This window comes from Streptomyces geranii (assembly GCF_002954775.1).
Taxonomy (GTDB): domain Bacteria; phylum Actinomycetota; class Actinomycetes; order Streptomycetales; family Streptomycetaceae; genus Streptomyces; species Streptomyces geranii.
In genome coordinates this window covers 211,461-232,614 of the sequence record NZ_PJME01000009.1, presented here as the reverse complement: position 1 = coordinate 232,614, position 21,154 = coordinate 211,461, and the positions used below count along the sequence as shown (strand labels likewise).

Genomic DNA, 21,154 nt, shown 5'->3' with positions numbered 1-21,154 from the left:
CCCCTGTTGCCCGGCGTCGCTCAGCGTCGCTCGGGCTTGGCGCTGCGCGACATCAGTTCCTTCAGGGCCACCACGGGCGCCTTGCCCTCGTGCACGATGCCGACGACCGTCTCCGTGATCGGCATGTCGACGCCGTGCCTGCGGGCCAGATCCAGCACGCTCTCACAGGACTTGACGCCCTCCGCGGTCTGCTTGGTGACCGCGATGGTCTCCTGGAGGGTCATGCCCTTGCCGAGGTTGGTGCCGAAGGTGTGGTTGCGGGAGAGCGGCGAGGAGCAGGTCGCCACCAGGTCGCCCAGGCCCGCGAGTCCGGCGAAGGTGAGCGGGTCGGCGCCCATCGCGAGGCCGAGGCGGGCGGTCTCGGCGAGGCCGCGCGTGATGAGCGAGCCCTTCGTGTTGTCACCGAGGCCCATGCCGTCGGCGATGCCGACGGCCAGCCCGATCACGTTCTTGACGGCGCCGCCCAGTTCGCAGCCGATGACGTCGCTGTTGGTGTACGGGCGGAAGTACGGGGTGTGGCAGATCGTCTGGAGGCGCTGGGCGACGGCGTCGTCCGTACACGCGACCACGGCGGCGGCCGGCATCCGGGCGGCGATCTCCCGGGCGAGGTTGGGGCCCGTGACGACCGCGATGCGGTCCCGGCCGACCTTGGCGACGTCGTCGATGACCTCGCTCATCCGCATGGCGGAACCGAGTTCGACGCCCTTCATCAGGGAGACGAGGACGGTGTCGGGGGCGAGCAGGGGCGTCCACTCGGCGAGGTTCCCGCGCAGGGTCTGCGAGGGGATGCTGAGTATCGTGAAGTCCGCGTCGCGGGCGGCCTCCGCGGGGTCCGTGGTGGCGCGGAGGTTCTCCGGGAGTTCGACGCCCGGGAAGTAGTCCGGGTTCGTACGCGTGGAGTTGATGGCGTCGGCGAGTTCGGGCCGACGGGCCCACAGGGTCACCTCGCAGCCGGCGTCGGCGAGCACCATGCCGAAGGCGGTCCCCCACGATCCCGCGCTGAACACCGCCACCTTGACCGGCTCGCTCACTTGCCCTGCCCCTCTTCCTGAACTTCCCGTGCCTGCACTGCTTCTGGTCCCGCTGCCACTGGTCCCGCTGCTTCTTGTACGGCTGTGTCCGCTGCCGCCGCCGCCCGCGCGGCGTCCAGCGCGTCCTGTGCGTCCTGCGCCTCTTCCGCGGCTGTCCTGCGGCGCTGCTCGATGCGCTCCTGGCGCGGGTCGTACGGCGTCTTCGGGGCCTTCGCGCCGCGGATCTCCTCCAGCTGGCGGGTGACCGCGGCCATGATGACCTCCGTGGCCTCCTTGAGGAGGTCGGGGCTCATCTCCTTGCCGTAGAACCGCGTCAGGTCCACCGGCGGGCCCGCGAGGACGTGGTGGGTCTTGCGCGGCAGGACGTTGAGCTTCCTGGTGTACGGCGGCAGCAGTTCGTTCGCGCCCCACTGCGCCACCGGGATCACCGGGCACCTGGTCTGCAGGGCGACCCGGGCGGCGCCGGTCTTGCCGGTCATGGGCCACTGGTCCGGGTCGCGGGTGATGGTGCCCTCGGGATAGAAGACGACGCACTCACCGCGCTCCACGGCGTCGATCGCGGCGCGGAAGGCGCTCAGCGCGTCGGTGGTCTCGCGGTAGACGGGGATCTGTCCGGTACCGCGCATCATGGTGCCGACGAATCCCTTCTTGAAAAGCCCGCTCTTCGCCAGGAATCTCGGAACCCGCCCGCTGTTGTACTGAAAGTGGGCGTAGGCGAAGGGGTCGACATGCGAATTGTGGTTCACCGCGGTGATAAATCCGCCCGCGGCCGGAATGTGCTCCATTCCGCGCCAGTCCCGCTTGATCAGAACCAGCAGCGGCGGTTTGACGATCACCTCTGCGAGGCGGTACCAGAAGCCGTTTCTGCGGCGGGGCACGCGCGCACCTTCCTCTAAGGCCTGAACCAGGACGTCGGCCGGTTGACCTGGGGGCCGCACAAGTGTCGCCCCAGGCGTCCGGTCTGTCGAGAACACCGTACGCCCCGGTACCGACACCGCCGGATGGGCTTTGATGACAGCCAGGTGACAATGGTCGCGACCGGGAGAGCGCCGGTGGGCAGCCGGGACGGCGAGGGAGGTACGGGACGCTCGTGCAGTGGACAGTGGTCATACCCCTCAAGCCTCTGGCGCGGGCCAAGAGCAGGCTGGCGGACACCGCCCACGACGGGCTGCGGCCCGGTCTGGCCCTGGCCTTCGCGCAGGACACGGTGGCCGCGGTGCTCGCCTGCACGGCGGTCCGCGATGTGGCGGTGGTCACGGACGACGCCCTGGCCGCCCGCGAGCTGGCCGCGCTGGGGGCAGCGATCGTCCCCGACGAGCCCCTGGGCGGCCTGAACGCCGCTCTGGCGCACGGAGCGGCCACCGTACGAACAATCCGCCCCGACAGCCCCGTAGCGGCCCTGAACGCCGATCTGCCGGCCCTGCGGCCCCTGGAGCTGGCCCTGGTCCTGGACGCCGCCGCCGAATTCCCGCGCGCTTTCCTCGCGGACGCGGCCACGGTGGGCACCACTCTGCTGACCGCCCGGCCCGGCCAGGAACTGCTGCCGCGTTTCGGCCCGCGTTCCCGGACCCGGCACCGCGACTCGGGCGCCGTGGAAATCGGCCTCACGACGGTGAATTCCGTACGCCAGGACGTGGACACCGGCGACGATCTGCGGGCCGCGCTCGCCCTGGGCGTCGGGGCGCGGACGGCGACCGCGGTCGAGGGCCTGCTGATCGCGGGCCAGTAGGCTGCCGCCATGCAGGCGACCGCGTACACGTACGACGCCGGAACACGCAGCGGCAGTGTGCTGCTCGACGACGGCACCCCCGTCCCCTTCGACGCGCCGGCGTTCGACGCGGGCGGCCTGAGGCTGCTGCGGCCCGGGCAGCGGGTGCGCATCGAGGTGGCGGCGCCCGACGAGACCGACGGGGCCGGAGCCGGGGCCGGGGCCGGGGAGACTCCCCGGATCACGCTCGTCACCCTGCAGACCTTCTAGCGGCCCCTGGGGGTTCGGGGCCGCGGCGGAAAACGACCCGCACCCTCCCCGAACACGCCGCGGGCCGGACTCCCTCGGGGAGTCCGGCCCGGCGCGTGAGTGCCCTGCGCCCCTACTTGCTGCGAGCGGTGGCCTTCTTGGCGGTGGTGGTGCGAGCCGCCGACTTGCGGGCCGGGGCCTTGGTGGCCGTCGCCTTCTTGGCCGCCGGGGCCTTCTTGGCGGCGGTCTTCTTCGCCGTGGCCGTGGTCTTCTTGGCCGCCGCGGTCTTCGCGGTGGTCTTCTTGGCCGTGGCCTTCTTGGCGGTCGCCGTCGTCTTCTTGGCCGGCGCGGCCTTCTTGGCGACGGTCTTCTTCGCCGCCGTCGCCCGCTTGGCGGTGGTGGCCTTCTTCGCCGCGGCCTTCTTGACCGTCGCGGTCGCACCGCCGCCGGTCAGGCTGCCCTTGGGCGCCTTCTTGACCGCGACCTCGCCACCGCGGGGGAGCTTCTTCGAGCCGCTCACCAGGTCCTTGAAGCCCTGACCCGCGCGGAAGCGGGGGACGGAGGTCTTCTTGACCCGAACCCGCTCACCCGTCTGCGGGTTGCGGGCGTAACGGGCCGGACGGTCGACCTTCTCGAAGGAACCGAAGCCGGTGACCGACACCCGGTCCCCACTGACCGTCGCGCGGACGATGGCGTCCAGGACCGCGTCGACCGCCTCGGCGGCCTGCTGACGGCCACCGACCTTGTCCGCAATGGCTTCTACGAGCTGCGCCTTGTTCACGTCTTCCCCTTCGGAGACATTGCCAGAACGAAAGTGTTCAAGCTTTTTCGCACGTTAGGCAGATATATACCGCAAATCAAACACGAAACGGGCTAATCACCCTTGTGCCGCAACGAACTCGGGCTGTCACGGAGTTCCTCAGCGGTCCTCGTCGGGGAATCGACCCTCGTCGAGGTCCGCCGCGAAGCGTTCCAGCCGCCTTGTCGCGTCGGCGAGATCGTGCTTGGCCGCGGCCGTAATGACCAGCAGCTTCCGGGTCAGCGCCATCCGTACGCCCTCCGGGACTTGCAGTGCGCGCACTCTTGTGTGCGCTTCCTTGAGTTGGGCCGCGACCGCCGTGTAGAGCTTGAGTTGGCCGTCGTGTTCCATGCACAGATTGTGCCATCTGGGGCGAGTTGTCGCCTGCTCAGGGGGCAACTGCCGCCTCGAACCGCCTTCCGTGTCCACTCGCCGGTCGCGGTGTCAAGGCCCGGGTACCCAATCAACACCCTTTCTAACATGGGGAGTTGATGGGTCGCGTGACGGCGCACAACGGGGTCCGGAGGCAGAAACAGCTGTACCCCCAATCGTGGCGATCGGGGGTACAGACGGGGTGTTGTGGTGGCCGAAACTCGACTCGCGAGCGGCCTTCGGACGACGACCGTCCGCGAAAACGGCCTCAGACTTTGAGCGTCCACGGCTTGTGCGAGGGCCGCTTCGCCTCGTACGCGGCGATCTGGTCCTCGTTCTGCAGGGTGATGGAGATGTCGTCCAGCCCGTTCAGCAGCCGCCAACGGGCGTTCTCGTCGAGGTCGAAGGAGGCGGTGATGCCCTCGGCGCGCACCTCGCGGTCCTCCAGGTCGACCGTGATCTCGGCCTCGGGGTCGTTCTCCGTCAGCACCTGGAGCGCGTCCACGATCTTCTGCTCCAGAACCACCGTGAGCAGGCCGTTCTTGAGCGAGTTGCCACGGAAGATGTCGGCGAAGCGGGACGAGATGACGGTCTTGAAGCCGTAGTTCTGCAGCGCCCAGACCGCGTGCTCGCGCGAGGAGCCCGTACCGAAGTCGGGACCGGCGACCAGGACCGTCGCGCCCTTGCGCTCGGGGCGGTTGAGGACGAAGTTCTCGTCCTTGCGCCAGGCCTCGAACAGCCCGTCCTCGAACCCGTCCCGCGTGACCTTCTTGAGCCAGTGAGCAGGGATGATCTGGTCGGTGTCGACGTTGCTGCGGCGCAGCGGGACGGCCCGGCCGGTGTGCGTGGTGAATGCTTCCATGGCTGATCAGACTCCAGCGGGCGTACGGGTGTCGGCGTCGGACAGGTCGGCCGGGGAGGCCAGGTGGCCCAGCACGGCCGTCGCGGCGGCGACCTGCGGCGACACCAGGTGCGTACGGCCGCCCTTGCCCTGCCTGCCCTCGAAGTTGCGGTTGGAGGTGGACGCGGAGCGCTCACCGGGGGCCAGCTGGTCGGGGTTCATGCCCAGACACATCGAGCAGCCCGCGTGCCGCCACTCGGCGCCGGCCTCCTTGAAGACCACGTCCAGGCCCTCGGAGACGGCCTGCAGACCGACCCGCACCGAGCCGGGGACGACCAGCATCCGTACGCCGTCGGCGACTTTGCGGCCCTCGACGATCTCGGCGGCGGCGCGCAGGTCCTCGATGCGGCCGTTGGTGCACGAACCTACGAAGACGGTGTCCACCTTGATGGAGCGCAGCGACTGCCCGGCCTCCAACCCCATGTATTCCAGGGCCTTTTCGGCGGCGAGGCGCTCCGAGGCGTCTTCGTACGAAGCCGGGTCGGGGACGTCCGCCGAAAGCGGTGCGCCCTGACCGGGGTTGGTGCCCCAGGTGACGAACGGGGAGAGCGCGGCGCCGTCGATGACGACCTCGGCGTCGAAGACGGCGTCGTCATCCGTCCTCAGCGTCTTCCAGTACTCCACCGCCGCGTCCCACTCGGCGCCCTCGGGCGCGTGCGGGCGGCCCTTGAGGTACTCGAAGGTGGTCTCGTCGGGGGCGATCATGCCCGCGCGGGCGCCGGCCTCGATCGACATGTTGCAGATGGTCATCCGGGCCTCCATCGAGAGCTTCTCGATGGCGGGGCCGCGGTACTCCAGGATGTAGCCCTGGCCGCCGCCGGTGCCGATCTTCGCGATGATCGCGAGGATCAGGTCCTTGGCGGTGACACCGTCGGGCAGTTCGCCGTCGACCGTGATCGCCATGGTCTGGGGCCGGGCCAGCGGCAGCGTCTGGGTGGCCAGCACATGCTCGACCTGCGAGGTGCCGATACCGAAGGCCAGCGCGCCGAAGGCGCCGTGCGTGGAGGTGTGGGAGTCGCCGCAGACGACGGTGGTGCCGGGCTGGGTCAGCCCCAGCTGCGGCCCGACCACGTGGACGACGCCCTGCTCGACGTCGCCCAGCGGGTGCAGCCGTACGCCGAAGTCGGCGCAGTTCTTGCGCAGCGTCTCCAGCTGGACCCGGGAGACCGGGTCGGCGATGGGCTTGTCGATGTCGAGGGTCGGGGTGTTGTGGTCCTCGGTCGCGATGGTGAGGTCGAGGCGACGCACCTTACGGCCGTTCTGGCGCAGACCGTCGAAGGCCTGCGGGCTGGTCACCTCGTGCAGCAGGTGCAGATCAATGAAAAGGAGGTCGGGCTCGCCCTCTGCGCGCCGGACGACATGGTCGTCCCAGACCTTCTCCGCGAGTGTCCTACCCATCGCTTTCCCTCCAGGCCGGTCCGTACGGGCGCCGGCCCAACTAGATAGAGATCTTGTGGAGGCGATCGCCCATACCCCTAGTCCGGACATCCGCCACCGGGCCCGTTGGTCGGCGGGCCACTGTGTCTTCCAGAGTGGCGCGTTCCACCGGAAAATGAACTTGCGTTTCACAGAGTGAGACGCGAGTATCGTTTCATGGACAACAGTAGCGGCGTCGGCGTTCTGGACAAGGCAGCCCTTGTCCTGAGCGCTCTGGAGTCCGGTCCGGCCACCCTCGCGGGTCTGGTCGCGGCGACCGGACTCGCACGACCCACGGCACATCGCCTCGCCGTGGCCTTGGAACACCACCGGATGGTGGCGCGCGACATGCAGGGCCGTTTCATTCTCGGCCCCCGCCTCGCGGAACTGGCGGCGGCAGCGGGCGAGGACCGCCTCCTGGCGACCGCCGGCCCGGTGCTCACCCATGTCCGCGATCTGACGGGCGAGAGCGCGCAGCTCTACCGCCGCCAGGGCGACATGCGCATCTGCGTCGCCGCGGCCGAGCGCCTCTCGGGCCTCAGGGACACGGTCCCGGTCGGCTCGACGCTCACGATGAAGGCGGGCTCGTCGGCCCAGATCCTGATGGCGTGGGAGGAGCCGGAGCGCCTGCACCGCGGCCTCCAGGGCGCCCGCTTCACAGCGACAGCGCTGTCGGGCGTACGCCGCCGGGGCTGGGCCCAGTCGATCGGCGAGCGCGAACCGGGCGTCGCCTCGGTCTCGGCCCCCGTCCGCGGCCCCTCGAACCGCGTGGTGGCAGCGGTCTCGGTCTCGGGCCCGATCGAACGCCTGACCCGCCACCCCGGCCGCATGCACGCCCAGGCGGTCATCGACGCGGCAGCCCGCTTGTCGGAGGCCCTGCGCCGCACGGGCTGAGCAAGGGTACGAACGTCAGCGAGGGTCGGCCTCAACGCCGCGGCAGACCTTCACTGAAAAACCCTCCCGAGGGGCAGCCAACCCAGGGGCGCGGGGAACTGCGCGACCAGCCACAGCGGCCCCGCACCCGCCCCACGACAGACCCCCTACGACGCCGACCGATGAGCGAACCGCTCCTTACCGGAACGCCCCCGCCGCTCCACCGGCAACACCCCATGCGCCGCAGCCAGCCCAAAGGCCGGCATATCCGCGTAGATCGACTCGTAGGACCCCTCAGGCACGACATACGTCTCGTGCCACAGCCCCACATGCTGCCGAACCTTCCCCTCCCGCTCCTTGCGGTTGAGCGCACCCCACGCCTTGTGATGGAACATGTCCGACGCCGAGGCGTAGTCGTACAGCTTCTCCTTGGACTCCCAGTACTGGACGACGTAGTACGTCCGGGGTGAAGCCGTCAGCAGCACATGCTTCAGCAGCCCCCGCGAGGGATCCTTCGCCAGCTCCCGAAGCATCCGCGGCATCGCCGACAGCACCGGGAACCAGTGGTGCACGGCCCAGAAGTGGTTGATACGCATCCCGATGAGCAGGACGACGACATCCCCCTCGGCCGCCGCAGTCGTCCGACCCGCGTTGGGCTTCGCAAACATCTCGCCTCCCGTTGGCTAGCGGCACTATCCGACCACAAGGTGCTTGGATCGTGCCGTTGTCCGAGGAAAGGCGCAAGGCATGCGGCTGGCGGAGTTGAGCGAGCGCAGCGGTGTGTCCACCGCGACCATCAAGTACTACCTGCGCGAAGGCCTGTTGGCGCCGGGACGGCAGATCAACACGACGACCGCGGAGTACGACGAGGGGCATCTGCGCCGGCTCCGGCTGGTGCGCGCGCTGATCCAGGTCGGGCGTATCCCCGTGGCCACGGCCCGTGAGGTGCTCGGCCATGTCGACGACGACTCCCTGGGCCGGACGATCCGGCTGGGCGCGGCCCTGTGGGCGCTGCCGCAGGGCGCCGAGCCGGACGAGGCGGACCCGGCCGTGGTGGCCGCCCGCCGGGAGGTGGACCGGCTGCTGGCGGGCCTCGGCTGGGAGACCGCACGCGAGCTGAGCCCCCTGTCCCCCGTGCACCGTTCGCTGGTGGTGGCGGTGGCCGCGCTGATCCGGCTGGGCTATCCCTGGGACGCCGAACTGATGGCGCCGTACGCGGAGTTGATGCACCAGGTGGCGAGAAGGGACCTGGACTATCTGGAGACGCACGCGTCGGACGCGGAGCGGGTGGAGACGGCGGTCGCGGCGACGGTGCTGTTCGAGCCGGTGCTCACGGCACTGCACCGGCTGGCCCAGGAAGAGGAGTCCGCGCGGCGGTACGGGCTGTAGTCGGGGAAATGCAGAGTGGCCCCCCGCCGAAGCGGGAGGCCACTGTGCACTGACGTACCCCCGACCGGATTCGAACCGGCGCTACTGCCGTGAGAGGGCAGCGTGCTAGGCCGCTACACAACGGGGGCATGGATCTTGCGAGCGTTCAAACCGCGTCGCCGCAGATCCGAGCTGGTCTACCTGGACTCGAACCAAGAATGACGGTACCAGAAACCGTAGTGTTGCCAATTACACCATAGACCAAGGCAATTCAAGGTAAAGCGTACCCCCGACCGGATTCGAACCGGCGCTACTGCCGTGAGAGGGCAGCGTGCTAGGCCGCTACACAACGGGGGCCCTAGCGATCCTGCATGAGAGTCAGTGGGTGCGACCCTGTCTGACCCTCCGGGAAGGATCTGTACCCCCGACCGGATTCGAACCGGCGCTACTGCCGTGAGAGGGCAGCGTGCTAGGCCGCTACACAACGGGGGCTTGTGTGGATTCTGGATCTCCACGAGTGCAGATTTGAAGCAATCTGCGAGCTGGCCTACCTGGACTCGAACCAAGACTAACGGAACCAGAAACCGTCGTGCTGCCAATTACACCATAGGCCACTGGAACGCGAGCCCTTGCGGAGCTCCTGTTCTAGCTTGCGCCTCCGGTGCCTGGCCTTCCGGCCCGCTCTCCGGCGGCGCAGGAAGAACATTACCCGAAGGTGGACGGCGCTCCAAAACGGGTATCGGCGCCGAGGAGCGCGGGGAGTTCGGCGAGGGAGGCGATCCGGTGGGGGCCCGCGGGGGCCCGCTCCACGTCGGCGAGGCCGGTGCGGTCGATCCACACCGACAGCATTCCGGCGTCCACGGCGCCCCGTCCGTCGATCTCCGGGTGGTCGCCGACGTACGCCACCTGCTCCGGCGGCAGGTCCAGGGCGGCGCAGGCGGCGTGGAAGGCCTGGGCGTCCGGCTTGTGGACGCCCAGCTCGGCCGCGCACAGGACGGACTCGAAGCGGTCGCGGACGCCGAGGACGCGCAGTTTGCGGTCCTGTACGCGGATGCTGGAGTTGGAGAGCACCCCGTGCCGGTGGCTGGCGGCGAGGAGGTCGAGGACGGGCAGGACGTCCGGGAAGAGCGCCCAGGCGGCCTCGTAGTGCCCGATGTAGCGGTCGAACCAGGAGTCGGCCTCGGCGTCGGTCAGCTCCTGTCCCAGGAACAGCCGTACCCGCTCCCGCCGCTGCCCCTGAAAGTCGATCTCCCCGGCCGCGAACCGCGCCCACTGCCGGTCGGTGGCCTGCCGCCAGCGTTCGAGGGCCTGCTCGACGCTCGCGTACGCGTCGAGCAGGCCCTCGGCCGTGAGCTGTTCCCGCATGCCGGCGCGGTCGGCCGTGCTGTAGTCGAAGATCGTGTCGTCGATGTCCCAGACCACGGCTCGGATCGTCATGGCTCGACGGTAGCGCGGCCGGGCGACGGCGGAGCCCGATGGCCCCGCCGTCGCCGTGGAGGACCGCCTTCGCGGCGGGCTCAGCCGACCGTGGTCGTCCCCGTGAGGTTCAGGACCGGACCCTGGGTGTCGTCGGGTTCGGCGGTCAGTTTCCAGGTGTAGGTGCCGGTGGCGTAGCGGCCGTCGGACCACAGGCCGTCCCAGGAAGCGCGTACCGCAGCCGCCTTGGTGCTGCCGGTGAGTGTGCGGACCGTCGTTCCGGCGCTGTTGGCCAGGGTCAGGGTCCAGGTCGCGGGCTTGTTGAGCTGCCAGACGGGCCGCCAGGGGGACAAGGTGCTGGGGCCGCCCGGCTGGGGGTCCGTCTGGGCCTCCGTCTGGGCCAGCGACGAGGTCGGGACCCCGCTGTCGACGAGCGCCACCTGACCGTATGCGGAGGTGAGGTAGGCGATGTCGCCGCCGAACCGGTCGACCGCCCAACGGCCGTTGCTGCCACCGGTGTTCTGGTCCGCCGTGGGCAGTACGGCCACCGTGCGGGTGACCGCCGTACCGGTGTGGAAGTCGGTGAGCAGCAGTTCGTGGGTGGTGCGGTTCTCGCGCACGAGGTAGCCGTCGGCGAGGCGGGCCGGTGCCTGGTCGGACGGGACCGGGATGGTGCGGTTGGCCGCCCGGTCGTAGACGCCGGCGGGTCCCGCCGTGCCGCAGGTCCAGTACAGCCAGGTGTTCACGGCCTGGATGTCGGTGGGGGTGCAGGGCGCTCCGGTCGCGATGGTGGCCACGGTCTGCTGGGTCTTGAGGTGGGTGCCGACTACCGAGCCCTGGGTGCTGCCTGTCGTCCACAGGACCTGGCCCCAGACGGCCGCGGGGGTACGGGTGCGGCTCAGCGCGACCGTGCCGGCGGTGGCGGCGCGCGGGAAGTCGACGACCTTCTGTACGCCGGCGCTGCCGCCGTTGTAGAGGACGTAACGGCCGGTGGCACTCGGGATACGACCGCCGGCGTCTCCGGTGCCCGCGCTGACGATCGTGGTGGCGTCGAGGCCGACGGTGATCACGGACTCCTGACCGTTCGCGTTGGTCCACAGGTGTGCGACCCGGCCGTCGCCGAGGGCCTCCAACTGGGGGCAGGCGGCGTCGCCGGCCAGGCAGGTCGACGGGCTCAGGGCCGGGCCGCGCGGGGTCTGTCCGCCAACGGGCCTGGCCGCGGCGTCGAGTTGGAAGCTGCTGTACCTGTGGCCACTGCCCCCCGCGGTTGCGCCGTACAGCATCAACTCGCCGCCGGCCAGGGCGAGTCCGTCCACCCGGGTCGAGTAGGCCGGGATGTTGACGACCTTCTCGGTGGCCGTGCGGCCGTCAGCTGTGGGGGTGACGCGGTGGACGTTCCAGTCGAGACTCGACGGTCCGGCGGTGGCGAGCGCGCCGCCGTCCGGGGTCGGGGTGAAGTCGCCGGACGACTCGGCCAGGACGGTGTACGTCGAGCCGGTGACGAGCGACAGGGCGGCCAGCGCGGGCTTGGCGCCGCCGGTGACGAACTCCGGGTTGCCGATGAGGAGTTGGTCGCCGACGACGGCTTCCAGCTCGGCGCCCCAGCGGGTGAGGGCGGTGGGTTCGGTGCCGGGCGTGGCGTCTACGCGTATCGACCTCCAGTCGGCCACCAGCCAGCGGTCGTTGAAGCGGACCGGAGGGTTGGTCGCCACACCGGTGACATAGGTGCGGAAGGTGCCGTCCGCGAGGTCGACGAGGCCCACGGACGTCACACCGTCGAGGGTGTGGACGACCGCGAGTCGGCGGACCGAGCCGCCCTTGACGTAGGTGACGGGCTCGGCGCCCGCGGGAAACCCGGTGACCGGTGTGTCGGTGGTGGTGCCGTCGGCGGCGGCGCGCAGGACGTGCAGGGTGCCGGTGGTGTCGCGGGTCAGCACGCTCCAGCCGGAGGCGGCCTTGTAGCTCTGGCCGGCCGGCACGGTCACGGTGGCGGTGACGCCCGTGGAGCGGTGCTTCTGGGTGACCGTGGCGCCGCTGACGGTGCTCAGGACGTCGGTGCCGCTGGCGAGGTCGTCCGGGCCCGCGTGGTCGGGCGGGACGGCGCCCGGATAGTCGGCCGACAGGGCGGGACCGGTGCCGGTGGACGTGTACTCGAAGCCGGACGAGCCGGCCCACCGGTAGGTGACGGTGGCCGGCGTCTCCGTGGCCAGCCGGACCGTGCCGGCGGGCGGGTCGACGGCGGGTGCCGCCTGCGCCGGGGTGGTCATCGTGGTGCAGGACAGCGCCACGGTTGTGCCGAGGACGATGTTGGCGAGTCTTCGTGAACGGCTCATTCTTCTCCCCCTGAAACCCTTCGGCACTCCTTCGCCGGAGTGCGCACACACATCATGCGGCAACACGGAGGGCGGCGCCCGGATCGGACGCCGCCCTCCCAAGTGCCTTGACTAAGCGGCCAGTTTGGCCAGTGCCGCGTCGATGCGGGTCAGGGTCTTCGCCTTGCCCAGGATCTCCAGGGACTCGAAGAGGGGCAGGCCGATCGTGCGGCCGGTGACGGCCACGCGGACGGGGGCCTGGGCCTTGCCGAGCTTGAGGCCGTGGGCCTCGCCGGCGGCCAGGACGGCCTCCTTCAGAGACTCGGCGGAGGACCAGTCGGCGGCCTCCAGCTTCTCCCTCGCGGTGATCAGGAGGGCGTCGCTGCCCTCCTTCATCGCCTTCGTCCAGGACGCCTCGTCCGACGCCGGCTCCGCCAGGAACAGGAAGTCGACGTTGTCCGTGATCTCCGAGAGGACCTTCAGCCGGGTCTGGGCGTGCGGGGCGATCGCCTGCCACTTCGCCTCGTCGAAGTCCTCCGGCGACCAGGGCGCGAAGGGCGCCTGGAGCCAGGGGGCGCAGCGCTCCGTGAAGTCCTTCACGTCCAGGAGGCGGATGTGGTCGGCGTTGATCGCCTCGCACTTCTTCAGGTCGAAGCGGGCCGGGTTGGGGTTCACGTCCGACACGTCGAAGGCCGCGACCATCTCGTCGACCGTGAAGATGTCCTGGTCGGCCGAGAGCGACCAGCCAAGGAGGGAGAGGTAGTTGAGCAGGCCCTCCGGGAGGAAGCCGCGCTCCCGGTAGAGGTTCAGCGACGACTCCGGGTCGCGCTTCGAGAGCTTCTTGTTGCCCTCGCCCATCACGTACGGCAGGTGCCCGAAGGAGGGGGTCTGCTTGGCGATGCCCAGTTCCGTCAGCGCCTTGTACAGGGCGATCTGGCGGGGGGTCGAGGAGAGCAGGTCCTCGCCGCGCAGGACGTGGGTGATCTCCATCAGCGCGTCGTCGACCGGGTTCACGAGCGTGTAGAGCGGGGCTCCGTTGGCTCGTACGATCCCGTAGTCCGGGACGTTCTCCGGGAGGTACGTGATCTCGCCGCGGACCAGGTCCGTGAAGGTGATCGTCTCGTCGGGCATCCGGAAGCGGACGATCGGTGTGCGGCCCTCGGCGGTGTACGCGGAGACCTGCTCGTCGGTCAGGGCGCGGCAGTGGCCGTCGTAGCCGGAGGGCTTGCCTGCCGCGCGGGCGGCGTCGCGGCGGGCGTCCAGCTCCGCCGTGGAGCAGTAGCAGTAGTACGCGTGGCCCGCTTCGAGGAGCTTCGCCGCCACGTCCTTGTACGTGTCCATGCGCTGCGACTGGCGGTACGGGGCGTGCGGGCCGCCGATCTCGGGGCCCTCGTCCCAGTCGAAGCCCAGCCAGCGCAGCGAGGAGAGCAGCTGCTCGTACGACTCCTCGGAGTCGCGGGCCGCGTCGGTGTCCTCGATGCGGAAGACGAAGGTGCCGCCGGTGTGGCGGGCGTAGGCCCAGTTGAACAGGGCCGTACGGACCAGGCCCACGTGCGGGTTACCGGTCGGCGAGGGGCAGAAACGGACGCGTACAGGTGCGCTAGCCACGCTTGACAACCTTGTTGGTGAGAGTGCCGATGCCTTCGATGGTGACGGCGACCTCGTCGCCGACGGTGAGCGGTCCGACGCCTGCCGGGGTGCCCGTGAGGATCACGTCGCCGGGGAGCAGCGTCATGGCCTCGGTGATGTTGACGATCAGGTCCTCGATCGAGTGGATCATCTCGCTGGTGCGGCCCAGTTGGCGTTGTTCGCCGTTGACCGTCAGCTGGATCGTCAGGTCGGACGGGTCGAGGTCCGTCTCGATCCAGGGGCCGAGGGGGCAGCTGGTGTCGAAGCCCTTCGCTCGCGCCCACTGCTTCTCGCGCTTCTGGACGTCCCGCGCGGTGATGTCGTTGGCGCAGGTGTAGCCGAGGATCACGTCCTTGACGCGCTCGCGCGGGACCTCGCGGCACATCCGGCCGATGACCACGGCGAGTTCGGCCTCGTGGTGCAGTTCCTCGGTGAAGGAGGGGTACTGGATCTCGTCGCCCGAGCCGATCACCGAGGTGGACGGCTTGAAGAAGGCGAACGGCACGTCCGGCACCTCGTTACCCAACTCCCGCGCGTGCTCGGCGTAGTTGCGGCCGTAGGCGACGACCTTGTTGGGGAGCACCGGCGGGAGCAGCCGGACCTTGTCGAGGGGGACCTTCGTGCCGGAGAGTTCGAAGTCGGCGAACGGGATGCCCTTGATGATGTCCAGGACTAGTTCGTCCGGCCTGTCGCCCTCGACCGCGCCGAAGGCGACGTTCCCGTCGATGGAGAATCTGGCGATGCGCACGGGATTCCTGCGCCCCTCTGCTGGTCCGGCTGGAGTCTGACGGTCCAGGCTAACGCGACAAGGGCGGGCGCCCCGCGCAATAAGGCGAGGCGCCCTTGACACACAGGCATTCACAGGCGTCGCCCTGAACAACCGGGCGGTACCCGTGCGTACTACTCCGCGACGGAGGCCGCGACCGGGGCGTCCATGAGAATGGTGCGGCGGGGGTTGGCGGTCTGGGTGGGGAGGTCCACGGAGTGTTCCGGCTGCTCGACGGGCGTCAGTTCGTCGGCGTCCGTGAGGTGCGCCAGCGTCGTGCGCCGCGGGTTTGCGATGTTGTGGAACATCGTCGTCGTCTTCACTGTTGTAGTCCTCGACCCTGTCTTGTCCGGGCGCTCGGCGGGGCTGAGAGCCGCTCTCCGCGCGCGGGTTGTCGGATTTGCCATCCCTGTAAAGCGTCAGGCTAAACATGCGATTCCCGGGGGAAGCCACGGAGACCCCCCGAACAGCATGTGAGTTTGCTCACGAATCCATGGGCAAACCGGTCAATTCCGGCCTTCAGTCCCCCTCTACGAAACGGACATTGCTCTACTGAAGCCCTCATTCCGCTCCTGATCATGGCGACCTGGACACCACGACTATCCATGCGACTCGTGGAAATCCGTCCGATATATACCGGTTCGCTCTGTACGCCTCGTGACACATCGGTCACGAGGTGTCATCGTCGTCACACCGTGACCCATTGGCCTTGTTGGAGATCCGGCACTGTGCTGGAATTCCACGGACCGCCGCGGGATACGAGCCGGCGCACAGGGGGCGCGAAGCAGCGCCGAGCGGCGGCACGTGAGAGGGGAACCAGCGCCGGGTTACTCACGACCACCATGGGGGGCGTTTTTCAGGGCGCCCCCTATACGCCGACACCGTCCGTCCGTTCACGCGGAAGGGCGCCTGGTCCAGAGGTTGCGACGCTAGTGCAGGGACGTTTCAAGAGGGATGGCAGCGCTTCGGCGGAGCCGGAGCCACACAACGGAGCCGGTAACGGTTCCTCCCCCCAGCACGCCCAGAACCCGGGCCAGGCAGCTCTGACCGGCGACAACGGCGAGCGGTCGACGCGCCTCGGCAGTGGTGCGCCCGGTGGGCCAGGCAGCAAGGGCGCCGCCGGCGGCGCTCCCGCGGCCGGCGCTCCGCCCGTGAAGCCCCCCAAGGGCCCGAGCGGACCCGGTACCCGAATAGCGCTGCGCAACTGGCGCATCTCGACCCGTCTGGTGTCGCTGCTCGCGCTCCCCGTGGTCGCGGCGACCTCGCTCGGTGCCCTGCGCATCAGCGACAACATGGACGACATCCAGCAGCTCGACAACATGCGGCTGCTGACCGACATCACCAAGCAGGCCACCGAACTGTCCGCCGCGCTCCAGGAGGAGCGCGACCAGTCGGCGGGTCCGCTCGCGCACGGCGCCTCGGCGAACGACTACAGCGTCAAGGGCGTCCGCGAGAAGACCGACCGGGCGATGACGAACTTCATCGACGGTGCCGAGGAGATCGACGCCGCCAGCAAGAGCGGCAACCTCGAAGGCGTCCGCGACAACCTGGTCGGGCTCGTCGGCGCGCTGAACGACATCAGCGACATCCGCCTCGGCGCCTACGAGGACCGGAACAACTCGACCCAGACGGTCGAGGCCTACCACCGGCTCGTCACCCAGCTGCTCGACCTCTCCCAGGACATGGCCGAGGCGACCAGCAACCCCGAGATGATCACCCGTACCCGCTCGCTGGCCGCCTTCTCCTCGGCCAAGGAGTACGCGTCCATCCAGCGCGCGGTCATCGCGGCGGCGCTGCCCGAGGACAACAAGACCATCGGCAAGCTCTCTGAGAACGACCGGCTGTACGCCGAGTCGGCCCTGAGCAGCCAGGACTCGGAGCTGAGGAGCTTCACCAGCATCTACGGCGACGGCGCCGAGGAACTCCTCGACCCGATCGAGAACGGCAGCCCGACGATCACGGCCGCCGACCTCTACGCCAAGCGCATCCTGCAGAGCAAGGACGGCATCCAGGGGCTGCAGAAGCGCTCCTACAAGGACTGGATCGACGACGACACGACGAAGATCCAGTCGATGAAGACCATCGAGTTGACGCTGCTCAACCAGATGGAACAGAAGGCCCGCGAGCTGCGCAACGACGCCGAGCAGGAAGCGATCATCTCCGGTGCGCTGATCCTGCTCGTCCTCGGTGTCTCGCTGGTCGGCGCCTTCGTCGTCGCCCGCTCCATGATCCGCTCGCTGCGCCGCCTCCAGGACACCGCGACCAAGGTCGCCCAGGACCGGCTGCCCGAGCTGGTCAAGCAGCTGTCGGAGTCGGACCCGCAGGACGTCGACACCTCCGTCGAGTCGGTCGGTGTGCACTCCCGGGACGAGATCGGCCAGGTGGCCGCGGCCTTCGACGACGTGCACCGCGAGGCCGTCCGCCTCGCCGCCGAGCAGGCCCTCCTGCGAGGCAACGTCAACGCGATGTTCACCAACCTCTCGCGCCGCTCCCAGGGCCTCATCCAGCGTCAGCTCTCGCTCATCTCCGAACTGGAGTCCCGCGAGGCCGACCCGGACCAGCTCTCCTCGCTCTTCAAGCTCGACCACCTCGCGACCCGTATGCGCCGGAACGGCGAGAACCTCCTCGTCCTCGCCGGTGAGGAGCCCGGCCGCCGCTGGACCCGTCCGGTCCCGCTGGTCGACGTGCTGCGCGCCGCCGCCTCCGAGGTGGAGCAGTACGAGCGCATCGAACTGTCGTCCGTGCCGACCACCGAGGTCGCCGGGCGCGTGGTCAACGACCTCGTGCACCTGCTCGCCGAGCTGCTGGAGAACGCCACGTCGTTCTCCTCCCCGCAGACCAAGGTCAAGGTCACCGGTCACGCGCTGCCCGACGGCCGCGTCCTGATCGAGATCCACGACACCGGCATCGGCCTCTCCCCCGAGGACCTCGCCGCGATCAACGAGCGGCTCGCCGCACCGCCCACCGTGGACGTGTCGGTCTCCCGCCGCATGGGTCTGTTCGTGGTCGGCCGCCTCTCGCAGCGCCACGGCATCCGGATCCAGCTGCGGCCCTCCGACTCCGGTGGTACGACCGCGCTGGTCATGCTCCCCGTCGACGTCGCCCAGGGCGGCAAGAAGCCCGCTCCGGGCAAGGCAGGACAGGGCGCTCCCGGCGGTCCCGCCGCCGCGCAGGCCGCAGCCGGTGTGGCCGCGGCCCGCCGAGGCGGCGGCCAGGGCGCTCCCGCCGGTGGCGGACTCCTCGGTGCCGGTGCCGCTCCGCGCGGTCAGGTCGGTTCCGGTGCCCCGGGTGCGCGTGCCGCGCTGCCGGGCCGGGACGCGGGCGGTCGCCCGGGCGGCCAGGGCGGAGCCCCGCGCGGACCCCAGGGTCCGGGCGCTCCCCAGCAGGGCGGCAGGCCGGCCCCGGCCGGTGCGGGCGCGGGCAGCATGAGCGGCTTCGGCGGCCAGGCGCCGGGTGCCCCCCAGGGCCTCCAGGCAGCCGGCGGCTTCGGTGAAGGACCGCGTCAGGGCCAGGACGCCTTCGGCAACACCGGCGGACGCCAGGACGGCTACGGCGGCTCACGCACCCCCGTACCCCCGCAGCGCGCGGAGGGGCAGGGCGGCGGGCGCCGTCCGCAGCTTCCGCCCCGCAACGGCGCGCGTCCGGAGCTGCCGGGCGGCAACGCGCCGTCGCGGCCGAGCTGGAGCGACGAGAACGCGCAGCCGCCGGTGCCGCGTGCCTCGCTGGACACCCCGCGCGGTCACGAGGAGCCGGACTCCACCTCGCGGATGCCGCGCGTCGACAGCCGGCAGGACCCGGCCGCGACCTCGGAGATGCCCGCGATGCCGCGGCTGGACCCGGCCGGCACCTCGGAGTTCCCCCGTCCCGACTTCAACGCCCCGCGTCCCGGCGGTCCTTCGGACACCGGTCAGTTCCCCGTCCCCGGCTTCGGCTCTCCCGCCGACACCGACGGACAGCAGAACACCGGCTCGTTCGTCCGCTCGGACGTCTTCGGCGCCCCGCCCGGCGGCCGGCCGACCCCGCCGAACCCGCAGGGCAACGGACAGTTCGCACCGCCGTCGTACGACAACGGCTCGACCGGCCAGTTCCCGGCGCCGCCCGGTGGCTTCGACAGCCGGGGTCCGGTGCCGCGCAGGCCGCAGGACGCGTCGTCCACCGGCCAGTTCGAGCGCCCGCAGCCGGGCGCCGGGCGTGGTCCCGCCGACTTCGGCGGCTCGCGTCCGCCGGTCCCGCCGCGTCCGCCGCAGCCGGAGGCCCTGCCCCCGGCGACCGGTCCCGGCGACGGCCGGACCCCGCTGTACGACACCCTGGAGACCAACTGGTTCCACGGGCAGGGTCAGCAGGGCCAGCCGCAGAACGGCCGGCCGGCCAACGGCAACGGCATCGCCAACGGCGTCAGCAACGGCCTCGGCAACAGCAACGGTTCGGCGGCTCCTTCGCAGCCGTCCGCCGCGCCCGCTCCCCCGCGTCCGGCGACCGCACCCGCGGCCACCACCGGCTCCTGGCGGACCTCGCCCAACGACGAGCTGGTCCGGCAGGCCGAGCGGGTCCGCCAGCCGGCCGCCGGTGGCGTCACTACTTCCGGCCTTCCGCGCCGGGTCCCGCGTGCGAACCTCGTACCGGGTACGGCTCAGCAGCAACAGCACCAAAGCGGTCCTGCGGTCTCACGTGCGCCCGATGACGTGCGCGGCCGGCTGACCAATCTCCGTAGGGGCATCGCCCAGGGTCGGCAGGCCGGTACCGGCTCCGACCAGACGGGCAGCTTCCCCAGCCCCACTCACCAGCAGGAGCGTTAGTTGAGCCAGATGAGCCAGGCGGCACAAAACCTCAACTGGTTGATAACCAACTTCGTGGACAACACCCCGGGTGTGTCCCACACCGTCGTCGTGTCCGCCGACGGTCTCCTTCTGGCGATGTCGGAAGGCTTCCCACGGGACCGCGCCGACCAGCTCGCCGCCGTCGCCTCCGGGCTCACCTCGCTCACCGCGGGTGCCTCGCGCATCTTCGAGGGCGGCACGGTGGCCCAGACGGTCGTCGAGATGGAGCGGGGCTTCCTCTTCCTCATGTCCGTCTCGGACGGATCGTCGCTGGCGGTCCTCTCCCACCCCGAGTGCGACATCGGCCTTGTCGGCTACGAGATGGCGCTGCTGGTCGACCGGGCGGGCGCGGTACTCACCCCCGATCTGCGCGCCGAACTACAGGGCAGTCTGCTCCACTGACCGCTTTCGGATCCACCCGTCTCACCAAAACACCGTCCGGCCGACACAAACCCCCCACCGGCCATGTCAGACGGCACGACTGACCGACGCTGTCCCGCCCGGAGGATTCATGACCCCGCCCACCGCCTCTCATGATCCGTACGCTCATACGTACGAGGAAGAGGGCGACCAGCCGCTGGTAAGGCCCTACGCCATGACCGGCGGCCGGACCCGGCCGCGCTACCAGCTCGCCATCGAGGCCCTGATCAGCACCACGGCCGACCCCGCGGCGCTGATGGGACTGCTGCCCGAGCACCAGCGCATCTGCCACCTCTGCCGTGAGGTCAAGTCGGTGGCCGAGGTGTCGGCGCTGCTCGCCATGCCGCTCGGTGTGGCCCGCATCCTGGTCGCGGACCTCGCCGAGGCCGGACTGGTAGCCATCCACCAGCCGGGCGGCGACGAGAACAACGGCGGTGCACCAGCGGTGACACTGCTCGAAAGGGTGCTCAGTGGACTTCGCAAGCTCTGACGGGGGCCGGGCGACCACCTCCGCGAAGATCGTGGTGGCGGGCGGCTTCGGCGTGGGCAAGACCACGTTCGTGGGCGCCGTCTCGGAGATCAACCCGCTGCGTACCGAGGCCGTGATGACGTCCGCGTCCGCGGGCATCGACGACCTCACCCACACCGGGGACAAGACCACCACCACGGTGGCCATGGACTTCGGCCGTATCACCCTCGACCAGGACCTGATCCTGTACCTCTTCGGTACGCCCGGCCAGGACCGTTTCTGGTTCATGTGGGACGACCTGGTGCGCGGCGCGATCGGCGCCGTGGTGCTGGTCGACACCCGCCGGCTCGCGGACTGTTTTCCTGCGGTCGACTACTTCGAGAACAGCGGTCTGCCGTTCGTCATCGCCCTCAACGGCTTCGACGGACACCAGCCGTACAACCCCGAAGAGGTGCGCGAGGCGCTCCAGATCGGCCCGGACGCCCCGATCATCACGACGGACGCCCGGCACCGCTCGGATGCGAAGAGCGCCCTGATCACGCTGGTGGAGCACGCGCTCATGGCGCGTCTTCGGTAGCCAAGTCAACGATGCCGTACGGCAGTTGTCG

20 protein-coding genes and 5 tRNA genes are annotated in these 21,154 nt (G+C 70.1%); 8 read left to right on the top strand and 17 right to left on the bottom strand.

What is annotated here, in order from left to right:
• Positions 1-20 precede the first annotated feature (20 nt).
• Positions 21-1,031, bottom strand: a complete 1,011-nt coding sequence (locus CW359_RS16190; RefSeq protein ID WP_105970630.1) for an NAD(P)H-dependent glycerol-3-phosphate dehydrogenase — start codon at positions 1,029-1,031, stop codon at positions 21-23.
• Positions 1,028-1,909 (bottom strand): lysophospholipid acyltransferase family protein, encoded by an 882-nt coding sequence (locus CW359_RS16185; RefSeq protein ID WP_105970629.1) that lies wholly within the window; start codon positions 1,907-1,909, stop codon positions 1,028-1,030. Before CW359_RS16185 ends, CW359_RS16190 begins: the two co-directional genes overlap by 4 nt.
• Positions 1,910-2,121: 212 nt before the next feature.
• Between CW359_RS16185 and cofC the strand changes: the two genes are divergently transcribed.
• Complete coding sequence (gene cofC, locus CW359_RS16180; RefSeq protein WP_105970628.1) at positions 2,122-2,760, top strand: 2-phospho-L-lactate guanylyltransferase; 639 nt, start codon at positions 2,122-2,124, stop codon at positions 2,758-2,760.
• 9 nt (positions 2,761-2,769) lie between these two features.
• Positions 2,770-3,009, top strand: a complete 240-nt coding sequence (locus CW359_RS16175) for a hypothetical protein (protein WP_105970627.1) — start codon at positions 2,770-2,772, stop codon at positions 3,007-3,009.
• Positions 3,010-3,121: 112 nt separating this feature from the next.
• Here the strand turns inward: CW359_RS16175 and CW359_RS16170 are convergent, their stop codons facing one another.
• From CW359_RS16170 to leuC, 4 genes are all read right to left on the bottom strand, one after another.
• Complete coding sequence (locus CW359_RS16170) at positions 3,122-3,769, bottom strand: HU family DNA-binding protein (RefSeq protein WP_105970626.1); 648 nt, start codon at positions 3,767-3,769, stop codon at positions 3,122-3,124.
• A gap of 138 nt (positions 3,770-3,907) precedes the next feature.
• Positions 3,908-4,138: an SCO5555 family protein gene (locus tag CW359_RS16165; protein WP_105970625.1), complete on the bottom strand. Its 231-nt coding sequence runs from the start codon at positions 4,136-4,138 to the stop codon at positions 3,908-3,910.
• Positions 4,139-4,427: 289 nt separating this feature from the next.
• Positions 4,428-5,021: a 3-isopropylmalate dehydratase small subunit gene (gene leuD, locus CW359_RS16160; RefSeq protein ID WP_105970624.1), complete on the bottom strand. Its 594-nt coding sequence runs from the start codon at positions 5,019-5,021 to the stop codon at positions 4,428-4,430.
• A gap of 6 nt (positions 5,022-5,027) precedes the next feature.
• Positions 5,028-6,458: a 3-isopropylmalate dehydratase large subunit gene (gene leuC, locus CW359_RS16155; protein ID WP_105970623.1), complete on the bottom strand. Its 1,431-nt coding sequence runs from the start codon at positions 6,456-6,458 to the stop codon at positions 5,028-5,030.
• Positions 6,459-6,653: 195 nt separating this feature from the next.
• On the opposite strand from leuC, the gene ndgR reads away from it, so the two are divergent.
• The gene (ndgR, locus tag CW359_RS16150) at positions 6,654-7,370 is read left to right on the top strand and encodes an IclR family transcriptional regulator NdgR (protein WP_055524291.1); all 717 of its coding nucleotides are present in this window, start codon (positions 6,654-6,656) and stop codon (positions 7,368-7,370) included.
• A 146-nt stretch (positions 7,371-7,516) separates the two neighbouring features.
• On the opposite strand, the gene CW359_RS16145 is transcribed toward ndgR, so the two are convergent.
• Positions 7,517-8,017, bottom strand: a complete 501-nt coding sequence (locus CW359_RS16145; protein WP_105970622.1) for a DUF4188 domain-containing protein — start codon at positions 8,015-8,017, stop codon at positions 7,517-7,519.
• Positions 8,018-8,096: 79 nt separating this feature from the next.
• Here CW359_RS16145 and CW359_RS16140 point away from each other — a divergent pair, with 79 nt between their 5' ends.
• Positions 8,097-8,738 (top strand): MerR family transcriptional regulator, encoded by a 642-nt coding sequence (locus CW359_RS16140; protein WP_105970621.1) that lies wholly within the window; start codon positions 8,097-8,099, stop codon positions 8,736-8,738.
• Between the two features lie 55 nt (positions 8,739-8,793).
• Here CW359_RS16140 and CW359_RS16135 read toward each other — a convergent pair.
• The 10 genes from CW359_RS16135 to CW359_RS16090 form a co-directional block, all read right to left on the bottom strand.
• Positions 8,794-8,866 (bottom strand) — tRNA-Glu (locus CW359_RS16135).
• A gap of 43 nt (positions 8,867-8,909) precedes the next feature.
• Positions 8,910-8,981: transfer RNA gene (locus CW359_RS16130), tRNA-Gln, on the bottom strand.
• A 20-nt stretch (positions 8,982-9,001) separates the two neighbouring features.
• Positions 9,002-9,074 (bottom strand) — tRNA-Glu (locus tag CW359_RS16125).
• A 62-nt stretch (positions 9,075-9,136) separates the two neighbouring features.
• Positions 9,137-9,209: transfer RNA gene (locus CW359_RS16120), tRNA-Glu, on the bottom strand.
• Between the two features lie 50 nt (positions 9,210-9,259).
• A tRNA-Gln gene (locus tag CW359_RS16115) sits at positions 9,260-9,331 on the bottom strand.
• Positions 9,332-9,422: 91 nt separating this feature from the next.
• Positions 9,423-10,154, bottom strand: coding sequence for an HAD family hydrolase (locus CW359_RS16110; protein WP_105970620.1), 732 nt, complete (start codon positions 10,152-10,154; stop codon positions 9,423-9,425).
• Positions 10,155-10,234: 80 nt separating this feature from the next.
• A complete protein-coding gene (locus CW359_RS16105; protein ID WP_105970619.1) occupies positions 10,235-12,466 on the bottom strand; it encodes a FlgD immunoglobulin-like domain containing protein in 2,232 nt (743 codons plus the stop codon).
• A gap of 111 nt (positions 12,467-12,577) precedes the next feature.
• Complete coding sequence (gene gltX, locus CW359_RS16100) at positions 12,578-14,053, bottom strand: glutamate--tRNA ligase (RefSeq protein WP_408647486.1); 1,476 nt, start codon at positions 14,051-14,053, stop codon at positions 12,578-12,580.
• Entirely contained in the window at positions 14,046-14,822 is a 777-nt protein-coding gene (locus tag CW359_RS16095; protein WP_105970617.1) for a fumarylacetoacetate hydrolase family protein, read from the bottom strand. The genes gltX and CW359_RS16095 overlap by 8 nt, the downstream gene beginning before the upstream one ends.
• Positions 14,823-14,974: 152 nt before the next feature.
• On the bottom strand, positions 14,975-15,163 hold the full coding sequence (locus CW359_RS16090; RefSeq protein WP_198655239.1) for a hypothetical protein: 189 nt from the start codon (positions 15,161-15,163) through the stop codon (positions 14,975-14,977).
• 609 nt (positions 15,164-15,772) lie between these two features.
• Between CW359_RS16090 and CW359_RS16085 the strand changes: the two genes are divergently transcribed.
• From CW359_RS16085 to CW359_RS16070, 4 genes are all read left to right on the top strand, one after another.
• The gene (locus CW359_RS16085) at positions 15,773-19,636 is read left to right on the top strand and encodes a sensor histidine kinase (protein ID WP_105970616.1); all 3,864 of its coding nucleotides are present in this window, start codon (positions 15,773-15,775) and stop codon (positions 19,634-19,636) included.
• A 9-nt stretch (positions 19,637-19,645) separates the two neighbouring features.
• Positions 19,646-20,059 (top strand): roadblock/LC7 domain-containing protein, encoded by a 414-nt coding sequence (locus tag CW359_RS16080; RefSeq protein ID WP_010984127.1) that lies wholly within the window; start codon positions 19,646-19,648, stop codon positions 20,057-20,059.
• Positions 20,060-20,168: 109 nt separating this feature from the next.
• A complete protein-coding gene (locus CW359_RS16075) occupies positions 20,169-20,567 on the top strand; it encodes a DUF742 domain-containing protein (RefSeq protein ID WP_105970615.1) in 399 nt (132 codons plus the stop codon).
• Positions 20,548-21,123 (top strand): GTP-binding protein, encoded by a 576-nt coding sequence (locus CW359_RS16070; RefSeq protein ID WP_006375318.1) that lies wholly within the window; start codon positions 20,548-20,550, stop codon positions 21,121-21,123. Before CW359_RS16075 ends, CW359_RS16070 begins: the two co-directional genes overlap by 20 nt.
• The last annotated feature ends 31 nt before the right edge of the window (positions 21,124-21,154 follow it).

Bases quoted from the DNA above. Each gene is read 5' to 3' on its own strand.
- CW359_RS16175 (WP_105970627.1), top strand. From the start codon at position 2,770: ATGCAGGCGACCGCGTACACGTACGACGCCGGAACACGCAGCGGCAGT.
- CW359_RS16165 (WP_105970625.1), bottom strand. From the start codon at position 4,138: ATGGAACACGACGGCCAACTCAAGCTCTACACGGCGGTCGCGGCCCAA.
- leuD (WP_105970624.1), bottom strand. From the start codon at position 5,021: ATGGAAGCATTCACCACGCACACCGGCCGGGCCGTCCCGCTGCGCCGC.
- leuC (WP_105970623.1), bottom strand. From the start codon at position 6,458: ATGGGTAGGACACTCGCGGAGAAGGTCTGGGACGACCATGTCGTCCGG.
- ndgR (WP_055524291.1), top strand. From the start codon at position 6,654: ATGGACAACAGTAGCGGCGTCGGCGTTCTGGACAAGGCAGCCCTTGTC.
- CW359_RS16145 (WP_105970622.1), bottom strand. From the start codon at position 8,017: ATGTTTGCGAAGCCCAACGCGGGTCGGACGACTGCGGCGGCCGAGGGG.
- CW359_RS16140 (WP_105970621.1), top strand. From the start codon at position 8,097: ATGCGGCTGGCGGAGTTGAGCGAGCGCAGCGGTGTGTCCACCGCGACC.
- CW359_RS16110 (WP_105970620.1), bottom strand. From the start codon at position 10,154: ATGACGATCCGAGCCGTGGTCTGGGACATCGACGACACGATCTTCGAC.
- CW359_RS16105 (WP_105970619.1), bottom strand. From the start codon at position 12,466: ATGAGCCGTTCACGAAGACTCGCCAACATCGTCCTCGGCACAACCGTG.
- CW359_RS16080 (WP_010984127.1), top strand. From the start codon at position 19,646: ATGAGCCAGGCGGCACAAAACCTCAACTGGTTGATAACCAACTTCGTG.
- CW359_RS16075 (WP_105970615.1), top strand. From the start codon at position 20,169: ATGACCCCGCCCACCGCCTCTCATGATCCGTACGCTCATACGTACGAG.